The following is a 25,244-nucleotide window of genomic DNA, read 5'->3' on the forward strand; positions in this document are numbered from 1 at the left end:
GGTCAAATAAGCCTTGAGATTAAGCACACAGGAAAGCCGTATGCGGGAGATCCGCACGTACGGTTTGAGGTGGCAGGAGATGGAAACGGATGAGATGACCCGCTTGAGGGGGACACTCTCCCGAAAGGGGAGTAAACAGCCTGGCCTCACAAGGTCTGTACTTACACCGCGCCATTTCTTGACCCTACGCACGTCTGAAGCACGCCTCAAACCATGCGACCTTTACGAAACTTGAATTGGTATTTACCTCAATTGAGAGAACGGTTTACCGTTGACGGTCAATGTGTTCCCATATGATGCTGATAGCGAAACAAGTTCGTGACGGATCTTGACGCTTTCTACAACGACCTCGGACGACGTGGACCGTCGACGGTCAAGATTATCAATTCTCTTCTTCTCGCGAGCAGAGCGAGAGTCTCATCGTGCTCTTTCTCGATACATTCTCTCTTGTGCCCTCAAAGCGGTACTGAAGGTGACTGGCCTGCGTCCGCAGACTGGCTCCATGAAGTGGTACTGGCGAAGGCGAAGCCTTCACTGGGGCGGAAGCTTCTCCACCAAAGTGACTGGCATTTAAGTATTGTCACATTGACTGAAAGTAAATAATGGTGTCGCATTTTACGTGGCAAGTATCTGCCCGTTCCTGCTATTCAGTTCTCTGCGCCGTCCAGTCATGAGGTCCCGACTTGTAACTGCTGTTAATACAAACAGTCGCGGTGCCCGTCATACCATCTGAGTCGAATCGGCCTGTGAATTCAATCGTTTCTCCGCCCTCGTAGCTTGAATAGAGAAATGAGATGTTGTCCTTCGAAGTCGTACCGGAAATTGTGCCATAATTTGCAGTGTAGATGTGGTTCCCCAGATAACCATCGAGCTTGCCCTTCTCGTGAGTGGTAATCTGCATGAAGGCCGTGAACGTTTCTGATTCACTTCTTATGACTGAAAGATTCCATGCACCGACAAGACTTCTTGTCTTGGCAACTGATGGACATCCAGTGAACAAAATCACAACTGCAACTGCAATAACGACAACAAAAGCTACGCGTTTCACAATCGATACACCTCGCTATAAGAGTGATGACACAATTTTGGTAGCATCAAGATTGACTCAATGCACTAGGAACTGAATTTCGAAACCAGCTTTCGGAGATCAAAAATCTCTATCCATTCACAAAAGCAGACACATCATAAAGAGAGAATCGACAACTGCAATATTACTATAGCATTCTCGGCATCGGTTATGATTATCTAGGTACCGTATCTCACTTGCGGTGGACCGTCTTGTCCTCAAAAGAACTCCACCGCTACACATTCCTCCTTTCTCAAGGGAGGATTTAAGAACCAGATCAAGAGCAGTGAACAGTGAACAGTTCTGCAACACATAATCGACAACGGTTGCACCATTCTCCTATATCTTCATCCCTTAGAGCATGCCCTCAAATCCACTCACTTTGTCATCCCGTTTAGCCTGCCCTGAAAAGGTCCTGTTCAGGGATCCTGTTTGGGGTCTCTGTTCAGGGTTCTGCACGGAATCTCGCATAAGAAAACGCTCTACACTTAAGACCAAGGACCCGCTGAGCGCTGAGCGAAAGAATTCGTCATTCTGAACTTGATTCAGAATCTCTTGTTTTTTTACTTTGACCAAGAACGAAGAACAGGTTTTTTCTCCTCAGTGGACGGAGAACCGATAACGGACAACCATTTTCTTATTCAACTTGCACCTTGGAACTTGCAGCTGTTCGCATTTTCGCGGCATTGACAGAGTGTTTGACCTGATAACGCAAGATTACTTCGAGAGGGCGATGACATTTTCTATTCATGTATCTTCTGCCTCAGGTTATACCTTGACCCAAAGGAAGTGGCGCCGACAAAGGCCATTCTTCGTTTTCCTAAATCGAGAATTCGCTTTCAAAGCATGAATGCTTTTAGCTTCAGAAGAATCCTTTGGAAGCAGCGGATGCTATAATTTGGTAGATACTCTGATCAATTATGGAAGGGGGGACAGACATGATTATAGTCTCCAAGGAAGAATTACTTGCTTTCAAGAAGCTGGATCTCTTGTATCAGATGAATCTTTTGCGGGAACAGTCAGCAAGGCTAGAGCGAAGGTACGATTGTTCACTAGAAGAGTTTAGAAGCCTTGTTAATGATTCTGACGAAAACTATGAAATGTGGGATGACTTAATTGAATGGGAAGCATGCCAGTCTGCTCTTTCAGAAGTAAGCTCGCTGATGGAGAGAATAAATGCAGAAGATATTGAAGTTCGTTGAAAAATCCTTACTCGTTCAGGACTTCAAGATTCATGACTTCAAGACCGGTACGGAATTTGCATACATTAAACTCGAAATCCTTCTCAAGAACTCATCAAAGGTCTATATAAGGGAATTTGTGAACGCCAAACAGAGAAAATATTCTTTACATTGGATTATAGACACTCAGACTGAGATACGGTGGGATAACTCGCCCCATCACAAAAGCATTAGAACTCATCCGCATCATGTTCACTTTAACCAAAACGTTTTTCCTTCTGAATGCTCTGATCCTGTAACGATATTGGCATGGATCGAAAGCTTGCTGACAAACAGAGAAGAACTGGCACCGGAAATTATCATTCGCGAAATTCGGAAACTTCGCTAAGAAACCTTAGAATCGACTTATCGGAATAACTACTGTTGAAGCAAATTAATCATCAAATTACCCAAAGAGACGAACTTTCAAGCAGACTGATTAAACTCATACACTCGATCTCATCCTTGAGCCTACCCCAATGAGCCTGCCCCAAAATGTTGCTGTTGGGGGGGTCTGGACGGGATCTTTTCCTTTCTGTTCTTTTCTCTACCTTTAGAAGATCGAGATGCTGAAACAAGTTCAGCATGACGGATTGAGACGTTTTCGGAATTGTCAAACGTTGTCATCCCGTGATGCTTTTGCACGGGATCTCGCATCAAAGGGCCGCTCTTCGCTGATCGCTAAACGCTGTGAAGAGCCATCCTTTGGCAAGACCCAAGCCCAGATCCTGGCCAGAAGCATGGCAGGATGACATGAAGCAAGAGCCTGCCCTGAAGCCTGCCTCAAAATGGTTCTGTTTGGGGTCCTGTTCATGGATCTTGCACGGGATCTCATTCTTCTTGTCCCTCTCGCGATCTCTCTTATTCTCGCGTGTCCCTTAACCAGTAACCTGGACGCGTAGCGTTGAACTAATAACCGTTCCTATGCTCTAGATCTTAAATCCCCGCTTGAGCGGGGGGGACCGCTTGCAGTGGGGAGTGTGCGCTCTGAAGCACGCCTCAAACCGTGCGACCTTTACGAAACTTGAATTGGTATTTACCTCAATTGAGAGAACGGTTTACCGTTGACGGTCAATGTGTTCCCATATGATGCTGATAGCGAAACAAGTTCGTGACGGATCTTGACGCTTTCTACAACGACCTCGGACGACGTGGACCGTCGACGGTCAAGATTATCAATTCTCTTCTTCTCGCGAGCAGAGCGAGAGTCTCATCGTGCTCTTTCTCGATACATTCTCTCTTGTGCCCTCAAAGCGGTACTGAAGGTGACTGGCCTGCGTCCGCAGACTGGCTCCCAAATGCTCCTACGGTCTGTCACATTTTTCCCGTAAAAGGCAGATATTCCAATCAGGACCTTTTTCGGGCGAACAGCCGTTCGCTCCTACAAAAGAATCGCATAATCGTCTGACATTATCATCCCGTAGCATTTCGAATTCGGGACTGACGGGCTCCTGATTTCTGTCCCGGTCCGTTTCGCCTCGGGCGGGAGACATTTGCAGGTTCACTGTAAACGATTCTCCAAACTCCGAGCGAGCGGAGCAAAAGATATGCTGCACAGGAAGAACGTGAAGAGCCGGTAGTCGATCCTCTTGATCAGTGATCCAATTAAGAATCATGCACTTGTTATTGTTTTTCTGAGCGATTAGCCTACAGCGTTTCAAACAAGCGGTTCCACCAGCGATAAGGGTCTTCATCTTGATCGTGCAGCAGTATTATAGAATAGTGTGTCGATTTCTTTCTGTAGGGGCGAACGGCTGTTCGCCCAAAAGAGTACTGATAAGGGAACCGAATAGGGGACTGACGAGCTCCTGACGTCTGTCCATGTCTATTCGAATAATAGAGTCCCTATTTTTAGAAGCGAGCCGGATGACCTGAAGTCAAAGTCCCCTGCCTCGAAAACACGTTCTATTTTCCCATATGATCCTGATAGCGAAACAAGTTCGTGACGGATCTTGACGCTTTCTACAACGACCTCGGACGACGTGGACCGTCGACGGTCAAGATTATCAATTCTCTTTTTCTCGCGAGCGGATCGAGAGTCTCATCGTGCTCTTTCTCGATACATTCTATCTTGTGCCCGCAGAGCGGTACTGAAGGTGACTGGCCTGCGTCAGCAGACTGGCAGTGAGGATCTTTCCCCGCAAAGCGGTACTGAAGGTAACTGGCCTGCGTTAGCAGACTGGCACATTTTGCCTCCTGGCGCGTAAGCGCAAGCATCACTTCCCGACGAAGTCGGCCTCACTTCCCCTGATGATCCTCCGGGCATCACTTCCTCGCGCTAGCGAGCCTCACTTCTACAAAGGTTCTTCGCCAGCCTTGCGTCCACTGATGCTCCTCAGTGCATTGCGACCGCCGATGCTTTTCGGCGCCTTGCGTCTTATGTTCTATAGCAGCATCACTTCTGTTCTTGCCAGACCCAAGACCCTAAACCCGCGATAAATCCCGAAGCTTCAACTGCCGGAGAATGTTCTTACCGTCTCGACACTTCGTGCTAATTGCTGTACAATATAGTTCGTATGCGAAATATTCGGAGTTTAAGTATTCGAGTGCGAAAGTGCCAAGAATTTTTGAAGAAGGTGGTTCTATTGGAAGAGAGCTCTAGAATAGAAGAAATGCTGACAGCGATCCGGAGGATCATGTCGCTTATGAAGCAGAGCTTCGAAAGGGATTTCAAGAAGATGGACGTGACGCAGTCACAGATCCTTGTAATGAGAGTACTGAACCAATATGGCGATATGAAGGTAAGCGATATAAGTAAAGAACTCGATCTTTCAAATAGCACGGTTTCTGGAATAATCGACAGACTAGTCGAGAAGAAGATCGTCCAAAGAAAACGAAGCGAAGAGGACAGGCGAATCGTGATGATTAGTCTTGCGGACGAGTATCGCCAACCTGTAAGGAAACACCTCAATGCCTTTGCGCAAAAGATGCGAAGAGCGTTGTCAACTATAACAGAGGAAGACCTAGATTCCATAATTCAAGGGCTCGAGAAGCTGGAGAAGATACTCCAAGCATCGCAAGAACCCAAAGAAAGTGGACAAAGCAGATGCTAAAACTAATCAGGTACCTTAAACCCTACACTGTCTTCATAGTTATCGCGGTGGCGCTGCTCTTCGTACAGGCCATGACGGAATTGGCCCTTCCAGACTACATGTCGAATATCGTAAACGTCGGCATTCAGCAGGGAGGTATCGAAGACGCTATTCCCGAGGCAATAAGCAAAGAAGCTTTGGATAACGTCTCTCTTTTCATGAGTGGAGAAGAGAAGCAAGAAGTCCTGAGCTATTACGAACTGATCAACAAAGACTCGGCCAATTACGAAGAAAACCTCGAGAAGTACCCTGCGCTGGAGAACAAAGATGTCTACGTCCTGAAATCCGGAGAGATTGAAGATCGCCCAAGTCTTAACTTAATTCTTGGAAAGGCCCTAATGGCCTATTCTGGAGTCAAGAGCGGCACGGCAGGGACAAACGGTAACTTCACGCCTCCGGAGGGCTTCAACATCCCCGAGGGGGCAAACGTCTTCTTACTTATGAGACTAATGCCTGAAGCCCAGAGGCTCGAAATGCTAAATCAAGTCGACAGCATGGTCGAAGTCATGGGTGAGAACATAGTCAACCAGTCGGGCGCGCTTGCTGTAAAGGAAATCTACGGAGAACTTGGCATAGACACAGAAAAGCTGCAGAGCCGCTACGTGCTCAGCACCGGTCTCATAATGGTTCTCGTGACCCTGCTTAGCGCGCTGTGTACCATCATGGTCGCCTTCATTGCCTCGAAGATAGCGGCCGCATCGGCCAGATCGATGAGAAGAGATGTTTTCGAAAAGGTCGAGAATTTCTCGAACTCTGAATTTGCGAGATTCTCTACGGCTTCGCTCATAACAAGAACTTCAAACGATATAACCCAGATACAGCTCGTCATTGTTCTCATAATTAGAATGGTATTCTACGCTCCAATCATAGGAGTCGGAGGAGTGATCAGGGCTCTCGAGAAGAGCACCTCCATGTCATGGATCATCGCCCTCGCTGTCATTATTATGCTAGGCCTTGTGGGGATCGTGTTCGCCATAGCCCTTCCGAAATTCAAGAAGATGCAGAAGCTTATCGACAGGCTCAATCTCGTTACAAGGGAACACCTCTCCGGTCTCATGGTCGTAAGGGCCTTCAACACCCAGAAGTTTGAAGAAGGGAGATTCGACTCAGCAAACAAGGACTTTACAAGAACGGACCTCTTCGTAAACCGGGTGATGGTAGTGATGATGCCGGCGATAATGTTTGTCATGAACGGAACAATGCTTCTCGTCGTCTGGGTTGGCGCCCACCAAATAGAGGCCTCGACCATGCAGGTCGGAGACATGATGGCCTACATCCAGTACGCCATGTTGATCATCTTCGCCTTTCTCATGTTGACAATGACGTTCATCATGATTCCAAGGGCCTCCGTTTCTGGAGCGAGAGTCTCAGAAATCCTCGAGGTCGACCCACAGATAAAAGACCCCAAGAATCCGAAGAAGTTCGACAGTGATTTCAAAGGGAGTGTCGAATTTAGAAACGTCTGCTACCGCTTCCCCGGAGCCGAGAAAAACATTCTTGACAACATAAGTTTCACGGCCCTTCCAGGGCAGACGACTGCAATCATAGGCTCGACCGGCTCGGGTAAATCGACGCTGCTGAACATGATACCAAGGTTCTATGACGTCTGCGACGGCCAGGTGCTTGTTGACGGAATAGATATCCGCGAAGTGAATCAGCATGAACTGAGAGACAAGATTGGCTACGTCCCTCAGAAGGGCGTCCTCTTCAGCGGAACGATAGAATCAAATCTTAAGTACGCCGATGAGAAAGCCTCTCAGGAAGAAATCGAAAGGGCAGCCGAGATTGCGCAGGCCGTCGAATTCATAAACACGAAAGAAGAAGGGTATAACTCACCGATTTCACAGGGTGGGACAAACGTATCTGGAGGCCAGAAGCAGAGACTTGCAATAGCCAGAGCGCTTCTGAAAAAACCCAAGATACTACTCTTCGACGACAGCTTCTCGGCCCTGGACTTCAAGACAGACGCGGCGCTGAGAAGAACACTTAAAAGAGAAACGGGAGACAGCACGATGATAATAGTTGGCCAGAGAATTGCGACGATAAAGAACGCCGATCAAATACTTGTCTTGGATGAGGGCAACCTCGTCGGAATCGGCAAGCACCGCGACCTGATGAAAAGCTGTCAGATATACAGAGAAATCGCACAATCACAGCTTTCAGAGGCGGAGTTAGCATGAGCAGGGATACTAGAGAAAAGGCAAGAGGCCCTCAAGGTCGTGGCGGCGGTCCGATGGGCCCCGGCATGATGAGCGGGGCAGAGAAAGCCAAAGACTTCAGAGGAACACTGAAGAAACTCGTTCAGTACCTCAAGAAGTACCAGATCCTGATAATCATAGTCCTATGTTTCGCGGCAGCCGGCGCTCTCTTCTCCATCATAGGGCCGAAGATACTTGGAACGGTGACAACGGAAGTCTTCGAAGGAATAATGGCCAAAATTACGGGAACCGGCGAAGGAATAAACTTCGACTCGATCGCCAGAACCATGTTGATCCTTCTAGGGCTGTACGTACTCAGCGCACTGTTCATGTATATCCAGGGATGGATAATGTCGGGCATATCTGCGAAGGTCACATACAAATTCAGAGAGGAAATCTCTCAGAAGATAAACAGGCTTCCCCTGAAATACTTTGACAAGAGCTCCCAGGGCGATGTCCTGTCAAGGGTAACCAACGATGTCGACACCATAAGCAGAACGCTGAACCAGAGTTTGAGCCAGATCATAACGTCCATCACGACCGTCGTCGGCGTCATCATAATGATGTTCTCGATAAGCTGGCAGCTCACGCTTATAGCCTTGCTAATACTGCCTGTCTCTATGGGACTAATCGCCTTTGTGGTTAAAATGTCCCAGAGATACTTCAAGAAGCAGCAAGAGTATCTCGGCAAGGTAAACGGCCACATAGAAGAGATGTACGGCGGCCACGTCGTCGTCAAAGCCTTCAATGGCGAGAAAAAGAGCATAGAAACCTTCGACAAACTGAACGTCGAACTTTACGACTCGGCCTGGAAATCACAGTTTCTCTCCGGCATGATGATGCCTATCATGACCTTCGTCGGCAACCTTGGATACGTTCTCATAACAATAATGGGCGGCTGGTTCGCCGTAAGAAAGATGATAACGGTTGGCGACATCCAGGCCTTTATACAGTACGTGAGGTCGTTCACTCAGCCTATCGCCCAGATCGCAAACATCATGAACGTCTTCCAGCAGACGGCAGCGGCAGCCGAGAGAGTCTTCGAATTCCTCGAAGAGGAAGAGGAGATAACCGAGACCACTACCCCCGTTACAGGAGTCGATCATCACGGCCACGTCGTATTTAAGAACGTCAGATTCGGCTACGACCCTGAGAAGATAATTATAAAAGACTTCTCATGCGAAGTTGACAAGGGCCATAACATTGCCATCGTCGGGCCCACGGGAGCTGGAAAGACAACGATAGTTAAACTCCTGATGCGCTTCTACGATGTCAACTCCGGAGAAATACTTCTGGACGGGCATAACATAAAAGACTACACCCGGCACGACCTGAGAGAAAACTTTGGGATGGTTCTCCAGGATACCTGGCTCTACAACGCAAGCATCTGGGACAACATAAGATACGGAAGACTCGATGCAACAGATGAAGAAGTACTGGCAGCGGCTAAGGCTGCTCACGTCGACTCCTTCATCCACACCCTTCCAGACGGCTACGACCTCGTGCTGAACGAAGAGCAGACCAACATCTCCCAGGGCCAAAAGCAGCTGATAACTATCGCCCGCGCGATTCTGGCAGACCCGAAGGTCCTAATACTCGACGAAGCAACCAGTTCAGTCGACACAAGAACGGAAGCCCTTATCCAGCAGGCCATGAAAAACCTCATGAAGAACAGAACCAGCTTCATCATTGCCCACAGGCTTTCGACAATAAGAGACGCCGACCTTATACTCGTCATGAACGAAGGCGACATCGTCGAACAGGGAGGCCACGAAGAACTGCTCGCACGTGGAGGTTTCTACGCAGATCTTTACACCAGCCAGTTCGAAAGCGACTTCGTAGAGGCTGTATAAGCAAGAAAGAAATCATAATATCGAACAAACCCGGCGGGCCGCAGCCCGCCTTTTTCTATCTCTGCAGTGCTTCGCTCTTCTGAACCAAGAACAAAGTTCCTACCTATGGAAGAACCGCTTGAACTTTCTATCTCGGAGAACGTTTGACGGATCAAGGATAACAGCTCTTAATGCTCTTGATCTTAAATCCCCGCTTGAGCGGGGGGGACCGCTTGCGGTGGGGAGTGTTCTCTTGAAAGCCGTTGTACGTTATGTCCTTTTTTTCGCGTAAAGGGCAGAGATTCCAACCACCTTTTTCGGGCGAACAGCCGTTCGCCCCTACAAAAGAGTCGCATAATCGTCTGAAATTGTCATCTCGTAGCGCCTGCCCTGAAAATCTCCTGTTCAGGGATCCTGTTTGGGGGGTCTGCACAGTATCTCGCATCTAGGAGCCGCTGTACGATAAAGAACGTGAACCCGCTGAACGCTGGGAAGAGCCTAAAAAGAGCATTAACGAGAATTCGCTTCGCTCACGAGAAGACGAGAGCGAAAATAGGGACTGACCGGTTCCTATGGTCTGTCCCATTTTTCGCGGAAAACCGAGATCCTGGCCAGAAACGTGCCAGGATGACCTTAAGCGATGTTGTCATCCCATAATTCCCCCATGCCGTCATCCCGTAGTGCTCCTGTACGGGATCTCGATCTTGCGAGACCCTAGACCCCACAACCCCAGACCCGGAACGTTCGGCGGGGAACGGGGCACAGATGACGGAGAACCGCTCTTAACGCTCTTCCAAGGACAGGTCCTTGCTCTTGGACGAAGTACGAAGGACGGCTCTTTACCCTCCGCAACGAAGAACCACATTACTGGAATGCAAATAATGGAGTCGCCATCTATCGATGCAAACGGATCTGAAGTGAGCGTTCAGAACTTGAAATTACGATAACACTCTCATAGCCTGTTGAGATGATAGACGCATACCCTCTTGATGCTTCTAATCTCTTTTGTGAATAGCGCCCACTAACATTGCGGGACTCATCACTTTCGCCAAATCCTCGGGAAAATGCTTTGCATTCCCGGTAACGATAGGAGCATCGGAGGCCCGCGCAACTTCGACAAAAGGTAAATCATATAAATCAGGAAGTTTTATAAAGACAGGCTCAGGGCTCACAAAAGAACCTTCCCTGAGAAAGAAGTCCAAGAGCGAGCGGATATCATCGTTCGAGAATTGAAACCTGGGTCTACGTAAAACTCTCTCATATTCATCGATTATTCTTGCATCATAACAGGGAACGACGGACCTAGAAAGGATTGTATTCAATACAGCAGCAGGCTTACCGTATGGATTGATAAGCGCAGAGACAAGCACATTCGTGTCAAGCACTATTCTCATCGGTCTTCTTGTCTGCTCTCCGTTATCTCCCTATCAATTTCCTCTGCAGATAGGCTATTAAGACCTAGCTTCAAAGACTGAAGTCGCATCCGCTCAACTGCGAGCTCCGCCTTTGCCCGCGAAATCGCCTTCATCAAGAAGTCCAGATCCTCGTCAGCTCTTATCATTATTGCTTTGGGCTTGCCATTAACTGTTACGATAACCTCGGATCCCTCATCGAGCGTTTCCCACACTGCTGAGGGATTGCTTCTCAAATCTCGAGTTGCGATATATTTCATGATGACCACCTCGTGTACAAATATATCATACAATTAATCATACATTATAACATTCGAACGCCACTGGTTCCTCTTCTTTCACTTACCTAATATCGTCAGATAGTCCTCCTAGAGCAACAAAGGCCTGCTCAACGTTCTGAACATCGAGAAAGAGAATTGACGAGACGCTCGCTGCGCTCACGAGAGGACATCAGCGAAAATAGACACTGACGATTCTCCTAGCGTCCCATTTTTCGCGTACAACTAAGACCTTTTTCGGGCGAACAGCCGTTCGCCCCTACAAGAGAACTGCACAATCATCTGAAATTGTCATCGCGTAAAGCCTGCCCTGAAGCCTCAGTTTGTCATCCCGTGATGCTTTTGCACGGGATCTAACATTCAGAAACCGGTATACTCTTAGAAACAGAAACCCGTTGACCACTGTAAGCGAAAATAGGGACTGACGAGATCTAAGCGTCTGTCTCGTTTTTCGCGTAAAACCGAGATCCTGGCCAGAACCGTGCCAGGATGACGCGAAGGTAGTAAGACAGTCATCCCGTGATGGTTCTGCACGGGATCTCATCTGACCGCGCAGTCGGAACTGGCCTCGCCGTAGGCGAGACTGGCCACCGAAGGTGACTGGCTTGCGTTAGCAGACTGGCTAATTTTTGCCCTGAATCCACTCAGATAGTCATCCCGTAGTGCTCCTATACGGGATCTCATCTCTTCAGTCTCGTCCTCTCTTTCTCTCTCCTCTTCTCGCTCTTTCGTGAAAGTGGAGTCCTTGAAGGCGCGCATGACTCTGGCCTCTTACATCATTTCCTACGGATTCCAAACGACCTCCTTATCACGGAGGCTTGACCCACATAATAGGGATATTCTATGGATCGGTAATCCATAAAAAGCAATCAAAGTGGTATCATTTACCTGGTGATGAAAATGGATTTTTCGACAGTTGCATTTTACAATCCATGGTGGGACGAAAAAAGCAAGAATACAGACTTCGCTTTCCATCTAGTTGGCAAGTACGAGAGTAGCTCATTCAAGAGAGACTACAATGGTTTTTTTGATCTTAGTGGAAATAACCTGTACATCGTCAGGGGCCCGCGTCAGATTGGAAAGTCTACTCTGCTGAAGTTTACTATTGCAAACCTCCTGAAATCAGGAGAAAGACGCTCAGTGCTCTATCTCCCGCTTGATACAATATCCAAAGCGGATGAGCTCAGAAGCCTTTTGATTCAATATCTTCAATTCACTAGAAACGAGAAAAAACGATATATATTCATTGATGAAATCACGATGGTCGATCAGTGGCAACGCGCTATTAAAGAGGTCCGAGACAATACAGAGATGGGCAATGACTTCTTTGCATTATCTGGCTCCTCTGCAATTGACTTAAAGAGATCATCTGAAAGGCTTCCAGGTAGAAAAGGCCAAAGCGGGGGAGATATTCTACTTCTTCCGTTGACTTTCAGAGAGTACCTGAGCTGCAAGAAAGTTGAGGGACTTCCGAAATGTCAACCCGAGGACATTCTAAAAATGGTCCCGGCAGACGCCTTTGAACTGCTCATTAAGAACGAAATTCTTAAAACTGAATTCTTCAACTATATATCTTCTGGAGGATTTCCCTCGGCAGTTGAAGCTTATGCAAAAGGTGAAAGTCGCGAGCCCCTAATAAGCACTTTTTGGGAGATCCTGATAGGAAACATAGAGAGGTATGGTCTTTCAAGAGCGAAGCTCATCCAGATACTTACCTATGTCTCGACCAGACTTTCATCAAGGTTCTCCTGGAACAGTGCGGCAACCGAGACGGAAATAGACACAAAGACATTTCAAAAATACGTTGAAGTACTGCGAATCGACTACTTACTCCTTACCCTCAAGCACATGGATCAAAAAACACATCTACCTTCAGAAAAGAAACAGAAGAAGATATATTACTGCGACAGACTGATCTCAGATGTAGTCTCGCAAAAGCTTGGTCTTCAGCTTGAGAGAAGCGCAATACTGGAGAACATAATGACGACAAACTGCGCATTCGCTTTTGGAAAGAACCTTGACAATGGACTTGATTCGATTACTGACGTCGGTTACTGGTACTCAAAGGAAGGGAAAGAAATCGACTTGCTAGTAAATCACGTTCCGATCGAGCTAAAGTATCAGAACACAATAACCTCGCAGGATCTCTCGACCATAAAAAGACACTTCAAGAAGGGAATCATCCTTTCCAAGCATACTCTTGATCTTTCGGGAGATATAAAAATACTGCCTCTTTACATCTTCCTCGCGATTACTGGACAGTAAGTCTTCCGGGATTACCCTCGGAAAAAATGAGAACTGACAAATTCTCTAATGTCTGTACCCAATCAAAGAGCCGCTCTTCGCTGGTCGCTTAACGCTTACAAGAGCCGAGAATGAGGATATCCGAGAATTCGCTGCGCTCACGAGAGGACATCAGCGAAAATAGACACTGACGATTCTCCTAGCGTCCCTTTTTCGCATACAACCAGAACCTTTTTCGGGCGAACGGCCGTTCGCCCCTACAAGAGAACTGCACAATCATCTAAAATTGTCATCTCGTGATGAACCTGCACGGGATCTCTCCCATTCTCATCCGTCTCTCCCTCTCTCTTTTCTCTCATGCTTCTTGACCAACAACCTGTACACGAAGTGTCGGAACGAAGAACAGCTCTTTTGCTCTTGTTCTCCAAGGACGGGTCCATGCTCCGGGACGAAGTACGAAGGACGGCTCTTCGCTCTGCAACTAAATCACTGCAATTCATGATACAATTTTAATGAACATCTGCATATACGTAATTATGCAGGTGTTCGTTGAAAGTGTTGATAAAGAGGTGAGATTATTGGACTCAACAAGGCACCAACTACCTCATAAGAAGATTATTAGAATAGATGAACTCAAAGAAATGGGATATAGCTTCTATCGTATCAAGAAGCTTATCGAGGAGAATATCCTCAAGAAACTGACGCGCAAAAGCTATGAAAATCTAATCTACGAGGGAGATGAATCGGACTTTTACTATGTCAATGCTTATGTGCCAAGGGGTGTGATCTGCCTGATTAGCTCGGCAATCTACTGGCAGCTTACCACAGAGCGTTCCACAGCAATAGACGTGGCGATTTCCAGGAGCGACAAGATTTATACGATGCCAGAGTGGCCTCAGATTCAACTTTACTATTACAGCAAAATTCGATACAATACCGGAATCGTGACTATTCGCGAAGACTCGAATCAGTTCTCCATTTATGATCCGGAAAAGACAGTGATCGACATCCTGCAATATCGGGAAAGACTCGGAATTGAAGTCGCAAAGGAAGTGCTTGTTCAGTATCTCGCAAAAAAAGATAGAAACCTGAACGGACTATACAGATATGCCAAGGAACTCGGCAGTTCAAAGATACTAAGAACCTATCTGGAGGTGTTGCTATGAACAAGGCAGCATCTGTAAAAGCCAGACTGAGAAATCTGGCCCGGAAGCAAGGCCGGAGTTATCAGGATCTACTGCAAATCTATGCGCTTGAACGAACCATCTACAGATTATCCCTCTCTCCCCACAAAGACAAATTCACATTGAAAGGCGGGATCTTTCTTTATGCGCTATTTGAAGGGCGGTTCCCGCGATCAACAACCGATATAGATCTGTTGGGGCAGAGGATCAGCAACGAAAAGGAATCTCTCGAGAAGGTTTTCCATGATATCTTCTCGGTAGATACCGACGATGGGATGCGTTTCGATCTGGAAAGCATGAACCTACGCACCATTGCAGATGCAAAACAATACCCCGGTACTCGAATAACCATTACGGCCTACATAGAGCGAACAAGATTATCCGTAACCGTCGATGTCGGATTTGGCGACTGTATAACACCCGAGAGGGTTCAGATGGAGTTCCCGGTACTGCTGAATGATCCGGAGCCGGTGGTCTTCGCATACTCAAAAGAATCGGTTATCGCAGAAAAACTTGAAGCGATAGCCTCGCTGGGTTTCCTGACCAGTCGCTACAAAGACTTCTACGACATCTTTTTGCTGTCCAGATTCTTTCATTTCAATGGCACAACACTGCAAGCCGCAATTGGGGAGACATTTAGAAATCGTGGCACACCGATGGAAGAGATCGTCGCATTCGAGAAGCAATTCATTTCCGATTCACTCCATAAGAGAAGATGGGCAGCCTTCGCTAAAAAGAAAAACATTACGTTCGATACATCTCTTGAGGAAGTTATGAGCCAAATCAAGAGCTTCCTAATCCCTGTACTTGAAGCCTTACAGAGAGATGAGATCTTCGCCTCGTACTGGGAGCCTGATGACCTAAGCTGGAAGTTCCGACGAGTGGGACAGAGGTAAGAGGTTAGAGTTTAGAGGTAAGAAAACCAAGATCTTTTCGCTCTTCACGTCTGTTTTTCGCGCCATGAATCGAGATCCTGGCCACAAGCATGCCAGGATGACTTGATATGCTTTCATTCCGTATTAAATGTGCCTAAATCCACCCTCTTCTGTCAATCCGTAGAGCCTGCCCTGAAATGCCTCAGTTTGTCATCCCGTGATGGGTCTGCACGGGATCTGGTCTTGAAAACATGGCACGGATAGCGAGCCTGGCCAGGCGGAGCCTGACTGGCCTGCGTCAGCAGACTGGCTCCCAAATGCTCCTACGGTCTGTCACATTTTTCGCGTAAAAGGCAGAAATTCCAACCAGGACCTTTTTCGGGCGAACGGCCGTTCGCCCCTACAAGAGAACTGCACAATCATCTGAAATTGTCATCCCGTAGCATTTCGAATGGAAGACTAACGAACTCCTGACATCTGTCCCCGTCCGTTCCGCCTCCGGCGGGAGACATTTGCAGGTTCACCGTAAACGATTCTCCCCACTCCGCCCGAGCGAGAGGAGCAAAAGATATGCTGCACAGGAAGAACGTGAAGAGCCGGTAGTCGATCCTCTTGATCAGTGATCCAATTAAGAATCATGCACTTCTTGTAGGGGCGAACGGCTATCCGCCCCTACGAGAGAACTGCACAATCATCTGGCATTGTCATCTCGTAGCATTTCGAATAGGGTACTGACGGGCTCCTGACGTCTGTCCACGTTCGTCCCCGTCCGTTCCGCCTCCGGCGGGAGACATTTGCAGGTTCACTGTAAACGATTCTCCAAACTCCGAGCGAGCGAGAGGAGCAAAAGATATGCTGCACAGGAAGAACGTGAAGAGCCGGTAGTCGATCCTCTTGATCAGTGATCCAATTCAGAATCATGCACTTCTTGTAGGGGCGAACGGCTGTTCGCCCAAAAGCGTACTGATAAGGGAACCGAATAGGGGACTGACGCGCTCCTGACGTCTGTCCACGTTCGTCCCCATCCGTTTCGCCTCTGGCGGGAGACATTTGCAGGTTCACCGTAAACGATTCTCCAAACTCCGAGCGAGCGCAGCAAAAGATATGCTGCACAGGAATAACGTGAAGAGCCGGTAGTCGATCCTCTTGATCAGTGATCCAATTCAGAATCATGCACTTCTTGTAGGGGCGAACGGCTGTTCGCCCAAAAGCGTACTGATAAGGGAACCGAATAGGGGACTGACGAGCTCCTGACGTCTGTCCACGTCTATTCGAATAATAGAGTCCCTATTTTTAGAAGCGAGCAGGATGACCTAAAGTCAAAGACCCCTGCCTCGAAAATACGTTCTATTTTCCCATATGATCCAGATAGCGAAACAAGTTCGTGACGGATCTTGACGCTTTCTACAACGTCCTCGGACGACGTGGACCGTCGACGGTCAAGATTATCAATTCTCTTCTTCTCGCGAGCGGAGCGAGAGTCTCATCGTGCTTTTTCTCGATACATTCTCTCTTGTGCCCGCAAAGCGGTACTGAAGGTGACTGGCTTGCGTCAGCAGACTGGCTCTATTTTGCCTCCTGGTGCGTAAGCGCCAGCATCACTTCCCGACGCAGTCGGCCTCACTTCCCCGGATGATCCTGCGGGCATCACTTCCTCTCGTCAGCGAGCCTCACTTCTACAAAGGTTCTTCGCCAGCGCTGCGTCCCGGGATGTACTTCACGGCCTTGCGTCTAGCAATTCTTGTCGGAGGACGGAGAACTGATGACGGTTGACCTGAGAGGCTCCTTGCGAAGCAGCCTCACTTCTTGAATTAACCCTCGCCGTTTCGGTGTTTCACGGACCTGCAAGAGTATGCAAATTCTTGAGCAAATGCTCAGTGACACTCACGTGTGTTAATTCGTCATAGTGATTGATATAATTTTTGTTGAGTAAGAGGAGGTATTTTGTTGAAAGAACATCGTGGCATTTTTGAACTCGTTGACCTGAATTCGTGGAGGGAATTAGGAGTGGCCGCGCCCGGAAGAAATGAGAAGTACTGGTTTGTCAATCATTTTGGCGAGGAGTGGCTCTTTAAGATACCGAAAGTGGGAACAACAGAACATGTATCTGAGAAACTGGCTTATGAAATTGCTAAGCTTGTTGGAATTGAAGCTGCGTAGACTGAGTTTGCAACATATAAGGGGAGACTCGGTACAGTTAGTAAGAACTTCGTAGAAGTCGATAAGGGAGAGAACCTGATAGAGATGTTGGATCTGATTCAAAAGATGCAACCAGGATATGATCCCGAATTAATGAAAGATACGTTGACAGGTAGAGAGTATTCTCTGGAGCTTGTAATAGACGTAATCCGGGCAACAAGGAAAGCACTTACTGCAGTATTTAATTTTTGATGCTTTGATAGGCAACAGCGATAGACACCATGGGAACTGGGGAATAATATATAGTGGTCTCGGAGAAACAAGAATGGCACCTTCATATGATCACAGTGCATCGCTTTGTTCGAAGATAAGGGAAGAGGACATTGAGAATATTCTGAAGGACAGGAGACGCTTCATGGCAAATGTTGAAACGAAGGCAAAGTCACTATTGGTATTCTCTGGAAAAAGAAAAGTCACACACAAAGAATTGCTCACTCACATAAGAGACAATTTTGCTGACAGTGAGTTAGTTAGTACAATACTTGGCATGGCAAGCAAGATTAACAGAACCAACGCGAATGCTATAATTGATCGAGTACCTTGCGAGATACTTAGCAGAACAACGAAAGACTTATTGCTGGAACTGATTATCGCAAAAAGGCAACTGGTAGAGGAAGTGTTTGGATGAGAAAAGCAGTGCTGTATTATAGAGCAGAACCAGACAGGAAGATTCCCATTGGATTCTTGGTTTTTGATGGGAAACATTATTCATTCGAATATGATGAGACTGCTCTGAAGAACTCAGAGACTTCAAGCTTGATCGACATCCTACCGTTTAGTAGGCAGACTGTCACATATAGCAACAAGCTTTTTCCTTTCTTCTCGAGACGTTTACCAGATAAGAAGAGAAGGGACTACCATACCATTCTTGATAGATTTGGGATCAGGAACAATGCTGAGCTTGAGCTTCTATTTGTTAACAACGGCAGATTACCGACCGATAACTTCGAGATTACCGAGATCAGATAGTCTTCAAAAGAACCTTCTGTTCTGACAATGTGCTGTTCCCTTAACCAAAATTCTCGACGCGCATCATCGGAACGAAAGATCCGCGCTAAGCTTAAGAATCACGAACCGCTGATCGTTTGGAAACAACCTTGTCCGTCAACGGTCCTCCGTCCTCCGAATTAGCCACACTCGTCTGAACTTGCTTCAGCATCTTGTTCTTTCTAACCCGATTTTCTTAACCCGTTCCTAGTAACCCGCTCTTCTGTTTCACACCCGATCCTATTAACCCGATTCTCATAACCCGATTCTCATAACCCGGTTTTCTTAACCCGTTCTTAGTAACCCGATCCTAGAATCCACTCTTCTGCCCTCAAAGCGGAACTGGCCGCACGAAGTGCGACTGGCCACCGAAGGTGACTGGCCTGCGTTACCAGACTGGCTCCGAAAAGTTCTCTCTTCTCTCGTGAGCGCAGCGAACCTCTCCGCAATGCTCTTTCTCAAAGGTCTTTGTTTGCCCGCAAAGCGGTACTGAAGGTGACTGGCCTGTGTCAGCAGACTGGCTCATTTTGCCTCCTGGCGTGTAAGCGCCAGCATCACTTCCCGACGAAGTCGGCGTCACTTCCCCGGATGATCCTGCGGGCATCACTTCCTCGCGCCAGCGAGCCTCACTTCTACAAAGGTTCTTCGCCAGCCTTGCGTCCACTGATGCTCCTCAGTGCATTGCGTCCCGGCACGGTCTTTGCCGGCATTGCGTCTTTCAATTTATCTTCCTAATTCTTGTGTCCGTTTCGTATGGGAACGAATCTATGCTAATATAGTTTCATAGTGAAACGCAAGGAGATGGTCGTGTGGATTCGGACGAGTTAGTTCAGTCACTTGAAGAGGTGCAGAAAAGGAAGGAAATGGAGCTCCCGTCGAGACTGAGGCCTTACTTCGACAAAATAGAGATGAAGAACAGGGCAGTCCTTGTCTTTGGGCCAAGAGGGGTTGGGAAAACCACTTTCCTTCTGAACAGATTTAGGGAGAGAAGAGTACTCTACGTTTCGGCCGACAATCCTCTCGTTTCTACTAGTGACATATGGAGTATAGCAAAGACGGCCTTCGTAAGGGGTTATGAGGGGATAGTTGTGGATGAAGCTCACTACGCAAAAGACTGGAGCATCCATCTTAAGGCCCTCTACGATTCCTATCCAGGAAAGCTTGTAATAGCTAGCGATAGCAGCAGCCTAGTATTAAGACAGGGGATCGCAGATCTGTCAAGAAGATTCTCCAGGGTTCAAATCCCTCTAATGTCTTTGAGAGAATACATATTTCTTAGAGACGGAACACTTTTGCCACAACTAGAACCATTCTCTCCTGAGCCTTCGTCAGTTAAAGAGATAATGAACGGTACAAACGTACTTGCCACTTTTGAAGAGTATCTTGAGCGGGGATTCAGGCCGTCTTACATGGAATGGGACTTTCGAGAGCAAATAGAACACAGTATCGAAAAAACACTACATGGAGATGTCCCTTTCTTCGTTCCCCAAATCTCAGATATTCACTTCAGGCTAATGAATGCCGTTGTTGGGTTCTTGGCGATTTCAAAAGTACCAACATTGAACATTGAGAGAATGTGTAGAGACTGGGGTATAGGGAAGAGAAAGCTCTATGAACTTCTTACTGTAATGAACGCGACAGGAGTAATCAGAATAGTATATAGAGAAAACGATAATCGAACCTTCTCCAAGGGTGAGAAAATATTCTTTGGCGACCCTGCTTTCTACTCAATTGGTACAGGAAATATTGGAACAAGAAGAGAAGCCTTTGTGGCACAATCCTTCGAAGATGCTGGTAGAAAAGTCTTTGCATGTGCGGATGAGCGAAACGGAGATTTCTCTGTAGATGGAAAGATTATTGAAGTGGGAGGAAGGAGCAAAAAACCAAAGAAAGCGGAGTTCGTAATAAGAGACGACACTGATTTGCCCTATTCAAACTCGATTCCTATGTGGACACTTGGCTTTCAATACTGACATTAACTCGTAGTTACCCTGCCGGCTCTCTCTAAGATCCGCTATACGCTTAAAAACAAGGACCCGCTAAGCGCTGCAACGAAAATAGGGACTGACGATTCTTCTAGCATCTAGACCATTTTTCGCGAAGGACCGTGATCCTGACCAGGAACATTGTCAGGATGACAGGCAGGACTGTCATCCCGTAGGGTCTGCCCCAATGAGCCGGCCCATATATGCTTCTGTTTGGATTATGTTAATGGTCCTATTCCGTCATCCCGTGATGCTTTTGCACGGGATCTATCACCTGAGATCCGCTTTTCGCTGCACGCTGAACGCTATAAGCGAAAATAGGGACTGACGATTCTCCTTACGTCCCACTTTTCGAGAGAATCGAGATCCTGGCCTGAAGCATGACAGGATGACTTGATGTGCTTTCACTCCGTATTAAATGTCCGTAAATCCACCCTCTTCTGTCAATCCGTAGAGCCTGCCCTGAAATGCCTCAGTTTGTCATCCCGTGATGGGTCTGCACGGGATCTGGTCTTGAAAACGCGGTACGGATAGCGATCCTGGCCAGGCGGAGCCTGACTGGCTCCCAAATGCTCCTACGGTCTGTCACATTTTTCCCGTAAAAGGCAGAAATTCCAACCAGGACCTTTTTCGGGCGAACAGCCGTTCGCCCCTACAAAAGAATCGCATAATCGTCTGACATTATCATCCCGTAGAGGCTGACTTGCTTAACGCCTCTTCTGTCATCCCGTGACGCTTTTGCACGGGATCTGGTCTTACGAGAGCCTAGACCCGACTCTTATGCTATTTTCGCTCTTCTCAGAGAACGGAGAACCATTGCTAGCAAGTTCCTCATATTGAATGAAGATCCCCGTTACGATAATGAAAATACGGAGTCTGAAAAACGTTGTCGGAGGAGGGGGAACCGTTCAAGCCAGACTCGTTTTAGCTGAATGAAGAACTATCTTATCGGAATGTAAATAATGGAGTCCCTAAAGGTCAGTCCCGAAATGGAACTAAGCTCTCTAATCTTCTATCCACTTGAGAAGCTCTTCGACTAACTTGTATACCGTCGTGCACGAACACGCGCTATCGGGATCATGCCCGAATGTAATATGCTGTTGATGGCCTTTCTTCGCATTCTCGATTGCATTTTCTATCATTGCAAAGGTTTTGTCAAAGAGATTGCGATCATTCTTTTCATATTTGCTTCCAAGATGTTTTTCAAGAATTTCACTATACTTGGCTCTATTTATCTCACGTGTGAAGAATTCGAAATGTAGAATGAACCATATTTCAAAGGCTTGATTTGACCATGCAACGCTTACTCCACTATCACGTGCTTCATCTATTGCTGGTCCCAGATCAAAGTTGTCCTTGTCAAATACTGCCCATACCGCTGCAATTGATGAATCGGAATCCTTTAGCGAAATAGCTTTCTTCACTAGCGCTATTGGCTCGGCTGTATTGCTACCTGTTCCGATCACTTCAACTCGAACCTTGCCCAGTCTACCGATTTTCAATCCGAAACTCTTGAAATAATTGACCTCTGTTTTGGTTCTTCCGCATACAATAACAATCGTATCTTTCGTCTTTCTAGAGCGCCGTTGCTTTCTTTTCATATTTCTAGAACCTCATCTTAGGGATACCATCAAATTGACCCAGCAAATACGCCTTCTTAAGATTCAGATCCTTTCTTACATTTGTGAAATCAGTGAGTCTATAGAGCGAGCTCTCTCCAAGTTCATTTTTGTCAACAAACCAGAACTGGTCTCTACGAACTTTCTTGCTTTCGAGGATCAAAGGGTTGTGAGTGTTGCAGATCATTTGAGCGTTCTTAGAATTCTCGCTAATAGAGTTGAACTTGTCGATAAGCGCCTCTACCAAAAGCGGATGCAGCTTTGAGTCAATTTCGTCGATAAGGATTACCTTGCCGTGAGTCAATGCATCAACAACCGGACCGAGGATCTTGAAGAACTTCTTCGTGCCCTCAGATTCAAACTCTCGTAGATCACAAAGGATTTTCGCCTTCTTAGACCTATCGTCGTTATACATGTCGTGACTGGTGAACACATCATAACTAAGAAATTTGCTCGTACCATTTCTTCCATCATGCACCTGCGTAATATCGATTTCTAAGTCATTACGCCTTCCAGTTATATCTTTGAAATAGGTCTCCACATCTTCAAATTCCTCACGCCTAATCTCAAGTCCACTTATTCCCTGGTCGGCTTCACGCATGAAATTAACAGTCTTTTCGTAGAGGGCCTTATCTTCGTAAAGCCTGGCTGCAGTGAGAGACGTAGGAAATCTTGACGCATCGATAATTATCAGAGAGCGGAGATAGTTGAAAACCGTATTCACAAGATCAACAGAGCCAATCTTGTTTATCACCGACAAGAATAAGACGTTAGGATTTGTGAATTCTACGAACTTCTTCAACTCTCCATATTTCTTTGTAATCACGATATCTTTCTTCGAGGCGGATTCCCTCAAGAAGATCCTTGTTTCTCTTTCATGGGTAATGAAAAGCCACTCACTGTGAATGCTGTCCCCTTGAATTTCGAATCCGTATCTGAACTTGCGAGGACCTCCGCTAAACTCAGTAAGAAACTCAATCTCAAACTTGGTTGGTCTTTTCTCCGCGCCCTCTTTGAAAGCAAAACGATCTGTCTGAAGGCGATAGCTATCATCAAAGGAGTGAAGAAGTATGTCCCGCATCTTTGCTATTCCCTTGAGTAGATTGCTCTTGCCTCCGGCATTCTTTCCGTAAATGAACGAAGACTTCAGTAGACACCATTTACCTGAAACGAAAGTATTGAGTTCCTGCAATTCCGAGACAGACTCACACTCCATGGAGAAGACGGTTTCATCAAGAAAGGAACGGAAATTCTTAATCGCGAAAGAAACTAACATCCCCTCACCTCCCCGGTACAAAACAAATAGAGACTAACGACCATTAATGATAACATCGAAAACTCACCTCTAATATATCATATTCGTGATACTTTTACAAATACGCATATTAAGACTTAGTATTAGAGTTCTCATTCTTTCTGTGAAACGTCTTGCACTGAAAGGAGTTTGGCTAAATGACTCTCTTTAAAGTAATCCTCGACAAAGGACTATGGACCCATCATTATCATTGCATCCTAAATCAGCGCTTAATGGTGAAAGACACTCTCCTGAACGTCAAGCACATGGCGCGACCGTGCAAGGGTTGAACTTAAGCGGCGCAATCTCTTTACCATACGCTCTTAAGAGTCGTTCCCGTTGGTCGCCCCAAAAACAATTCAATTCTGGCTTGAAATATTTGGATGCATGACAAGCAAGGCTTCCTTAAGTAATTTCTAGAATGGAGTCCCCAAGAAACAGGCAATCTTGAGAATGGAATAATAGAGTTTGTCTCTATTTTTGTCCTTTCGAATTCTATCAAGCGAGTCTGACTTCAAATGCATGCGGTGCTATAATTCACGCAAAGGGAGAGGTGATTATGATAAGAATAGCTCACGCAGTAATTACTGAGGGGTTGAAGTTGAAACTCACCTTTGGAAATGGAGTATCTGGAACTGTGGAGTTTTCTGAACTGGCTACATCTCCTCTTTTTAGTCCTCTCACGAATGATGAGTTTTTTGAAAACGTTACCATTGTCAGGGACGGCAGAGCTTTAGCATGGGGAGAAGAGCTTGAGATCTGCGCCGATTCGCTTTTTCTGAGAATAACGGGAAAGCACCCCGAAGATATCTTCCATAAATCAAAGGCCGCATTGTGAATGCCTGAAATCAGTCGCTTCTATGGAATAACAATCTACATGTACTAAGAAGATCATCTTCCCCCACACTTTCATGCTCACTATGGTGAACATGAAGCCATCATAGAAATAGAATCGCTGGCAGTCATCGCAGGATCCTTACCCCACAGAGCCCTGGGGCTGGTAATTGAATGGGCTTCAATGCACCAGAGAGAACTTTCGGCGGCTGGGAAGATGCAAAGGCGCTACAACCTTTGAGAAAGATAGCACCGCTGAAATAGAAACTCCGTCGCTTTTTCCAGAGTACATATTTCGTGAATCACTCATACCTTTCTGGGCTTAACTATACGTTACTATTGACGCTCTTTAGAACTACGGATGGCTCCAGCGAAAATAGGGACTGACCGGTTCCTATGGTCTGTCCCGTTTTTCGCGCCTCTTCGGTCATCCCGTAGAGCCTGTCCTGAATCGTTCCTGTTCAGGACCTTTGCACGGGATCTCCCTCTTCAAAACCCGGTTCTCATAACCAGCTCCTAGTTACCCGAATTCCTAACCCGCTCTTCTAACCCGATCCTAGAATCCGCTCTTCCGCCCGGCGTAGCCGGAACTGGCCTCGCCGTAGGCGAGCCTGGCCAGGCGGAGCCTGACTGGCCTGCGTCAGCAGACATGCATTGAAGATCTTTCCCCGCGAAGCGGGCATTGCGTCCTGGGATGATCTTTGCCAGCCCTGCGTCCGCCGATGATCTTCGGCGCATAGCGACTTCTCCTACGGTCTGCCACATTTTTCGCGTAAAATGCAGACATTTCAACCAAGGCCTTTTCGGGCGAACAGCCGTTCGCCCCTACAAAAGAATCGCATAATCGTCTGACATCGTCATCGCGTAGCATTTCCAATAGGGTACTGACGGGCTCCTGACGTCTGTCCCCGTCTATTCCAACTCT

Annotated in this window: 20 protein-coding genes and 1 pseudogene; 14 read left to right on the forward strand and 7 right to left on the reverse strand. The window is 47.0% G+C overall.

Annotation, left to right across the window (positions count from 1 at the left end):
* Positions 1-643 precede the first annotated feature (643 nt).
* Positions 644-1,048 (reverse strand): hypothetical protein, encoded by a 405-nt coding sequence (locus tag Y697_RS05120; RefSeq protein WP_121550607.1) that lies wholly within the window; start codon positions 1,046-1,048, stop codon positions 644-646.
* Between the two features lie 956 nt (positions 1,049-2,004).
* On the opposite strand from Y697_RS05120, the gene Y697_RS05130 reads away from it, so the two are divergent.
* The 5 genes from Y697_RS05130 to Y697_RS05160 all read left to right on the forward strand — a co-directional run bounded on the left by Y697_RS05130 (position 2,005) and on the right by Y697_RS05160 (position 9,429).
* Positions 2,005-2,268, forward strand: coding sequence for a hypothetical protein (locus tag Y697_RS05130; protein ID WP_110990354.1), 264 nt, complete (start codon positions 2,005-2,007; stop codon positions 2,266-2,268).
* A complete protein-coding gene (locus Y697_RS05135; protein ID WP_121550609.1) occupies positions 2,243-2,635 on the forward strand; it encodes a DUF6516 family protein in 393 nt (130 codons plus the stop codon). Before Y697_RS05130 ends, Y697_RS05135 begins: the two co-directional genes overlap by 26 nt.
* A 2,236-nt stretch (positions 2,636-4,871) precedes the next feature.
* Positions 4,872-5,339, forward strand: a complete 468-nt coding sequence (locus tag Y697_RS05150) for a MarR family winged helix-turn-helix transcriptional regulator (RefSeq protein ID WP_121550612.1) — start codon at positions 4,872-4,874, stop codon at positions 5,337-5,339.
* A complete protein-coding gene (locus Y697_RS05155) occupies positions 5,333-7,558 on the forward strand; it encodes an ABC transporter ATP-binding protein (RefSeq protein ID WP_121550613.1) in 2,226 nt (741 codons plus the stop codon). The genes Y697_RS05150 and Y697_RS05155 overlap by 7 nt, the downstream gene beginning before the upstream one ends.
* Positions 7,555-9,429, forward strand: a complete 1,875-nt coding sequence (locus Y697_RS05160) for an ABC transporter ATP-binding protein (RefSeq protein ID WP_121550614.1) — start codon at positions 7,555-7,557, stop codon at positions 9,427-9,429. Before Y697_RS05155 ends, Y697_RS05160 begins: the two co-directional genes overlap by 4 nt.
* A gap of 974 nt (positions 9,430-10,403) precedes the next feature.
* Here Y697_RS05160 and Y697_RS05165 read toward each other — a convergent pair.
* The 3 genes from Y697_RS05165 to Y697_RS05175 form a co-directional block, all read right to left on the reverse strand.
* Positions 10,404-10,802, reverse strand: coding sequence for a putative toxin-antitoxin system toxin component, PIN family (locus Y697_RS05165; RefSeq protein WP_121550615.1), 399 nt, complete (start codon positions 10,800-10,802; stop codon positions 10,404-10,406).
* Positions 10,799-11,080: a type II toxin-antitoxin system Phd/YefM family antitoxin gene (locus Y697_RS05170; protein WP_014730837.1), complete on the reverse strand. Its 282-nt coding sequence runs from the start codon at positions 11,078-11,080 to the stop codon at positions 10,799-10,801. The genes Y697_RS05165 and Y697_RS05170 overlap by 4 nt, the downstream gene beginning before the upstream one ends.
* A gap of 558 nt (positions 11,081-11,638) precedes the next feature.
* Entirely contained in the window at positions 11,639-11,857 is a 219-nt protein-coding gene (locus Y697_RS05175) for a hypothetical protein (protein ID WP_121550616.1), read from the reverse strand.
* Between the two features lie 141 nt (positions 11,858-11,998).
* Here Y697_RS05175 and Y697_RS05180 point away from each other — a divergent pair, with 141 nt between their 5' ends.
* From Y697_RS05180 to Y697_RS05205, 6 genes and pseudogenes are all read left to right on the forward strand, one after another.
* The gene (locus Y697_RS05180) at positions 11,999-13,363 is read left to right on the forward strand and encodes an ATP-binding protein (protein WP_259462327.1); all 1,365 of its coding nucleotides are present in this window, start codon (positions 11,999-12,001) and stop codon (positions 13,361-13,363) included.
* Positions 13,364-13,854: 491 nt separating this feature from the next.
* Positions 13,855-14,508: a hypothetical protein gene (locus tag Y697_RS05185; RefSeq protein WP_259462328.1), complete on the forward strand. Its 654-nt coding sequence runs from the start codon at positions 13,855-13,857 to the stop codon at positions 14,506-14,508.
* Positions 14,505-15,422, forward strand: a complete 918-nt coding sequence (locus tag Y697_RS05190) for a nucleotidyl transferase AbiEii/AbiGii toxin family protein (protein ID WP_121550619.1) — start codon at positions 14,505-14,507, stop codon at positions 15,420-15,422. Before Y697_RS05185 ends, Y697_RS05190 begins: the two co-directional genes overlap by 4 nt.
* A gap of 1,926 nt (positions 15,423-17,348) precedes the next feature.
* Positions 17,349-17,561, forward strand: a complete 213-nt coding sequence (locus tag Y697_RS05195) for a hypothetical protein (RefSeq protein ID WP_121550620.1) — start codon at positions 17,349-17,351, stop codon at positions 17,559-17,561.
* A gap of 208 nt (positions 17,562-17,769) precedes the next feature.
* Positions 17,770-18,228, forward strand: a pseudogene (locus Y697_RS05200) (hypothetical protein); the annotation flags it as partial.
* Positions 18,225-18,569, forward strand: a complete 345-nt coding sequence (locus Y697_RS05205) for a HipA N-terminal domain-containing protein (RefSeq protein ID WP_121550622.1) — start codon at positions 18,225-18,227, stop codon at positions 18,567-18,569. The pseudogene Y697_RS05200 and the gene Y697_RS05205, both read left to right, overlap by 4 nt.
* A 406-nt stretch (positions 18,570-18,975) precedes the next feature.
* Here Y697_RS05205 and Y697_RS05210 read toward each other — a convergent pair whose 3' ends face one another.
* On the reverse strand, positions 18,976-19,251 hold the full coding sequence (locus tag Y697_RS05210; protein ID WP_121550623.1) for a hypothetical protein: 276 nt from the start codon (positions 19,249-19,251) through the stop codon (positions 18,976-18,978).
* 145 nt (positions 19,252-19,396) lie between these two features.
* Between Y697_RS05210 and Y697_RS05215 the strand changes: the two genes are divergently transcribed.
* Entirely contained in the window at positions 19,397-20,560 is a 1,164-nt protein-coding gene (locus Y697_RS05215) for an ATP-binding protein (protein ID WP_121550624.1), read from the forward strand.
* A gap of 1,016 nt (positions 20,561-21,576) precedes the next feature.
* On the opposite strand, the gene Y697_RS05220 is transcribed toward Y697_RS05215, so the two are convergent.
* The gene (locus Y697_RS05220) at positions 21,577-22,173 is read right to left on the reverse strand and encodes an RloB family protein (RefSeq protein WP_121550625.1); all 597 of its coding nucleotides are present in this window, start codon (positions 22,171-22,173) and stop codon (positions 21,577-21,579) included.
* A gap of 4 nt (positions 22,174-22,177) precedes the next feature.
* Positions 22,178-23,467, reverse strand: coding sequence for an ATP/GTP-binding protein (locus Y697_RS05225; RefSeq protein WP_121550626.1), 1,290 nt, complete (start codon positions 23,465-23,467; stop codon positions 22,178-22,180).
* Between the two features lie 577 nt (positions 23,468-24,044).
* On the opposite strand from Y697_RS05225, the gene Y697_RS05230 reads away from it, so the two are divergent.
* Entirely contained in the window at positions 24,045-24,323 is a 279-nt protein-coding gene (locus Y697_RS05230) for a DUF2442 domain-containing protein (protein ID WP_121550627.1), read from the forward strand.
* Between the two features lie 108 nt (positions 24,324-24,431).
* Positions 24,432-24,560, forward strand: coding sequence for a hypothetical protein (locus tag Y697_RS15130; RefSeq protein ID WP_409071768.1), 129 nt, complete (start codon positions 24,432-24,434; stop codon positions 24,558-24,560).
* The last annotated feature ends 684 nt before the right edge of the window (positions 24,561-25,244 follow it).

Origin of the sequence: Mesotoga sp. BH458_6_3_2_1 (assembly GCF_003664995.1) — a bacterium.
In the GTDB taxonomy this organism is placed as follows: domain Bacteria; phylum Thermotogota; class Thermotogae; order Petrotogales; family Kosmotogaceae; genus Mesotoga.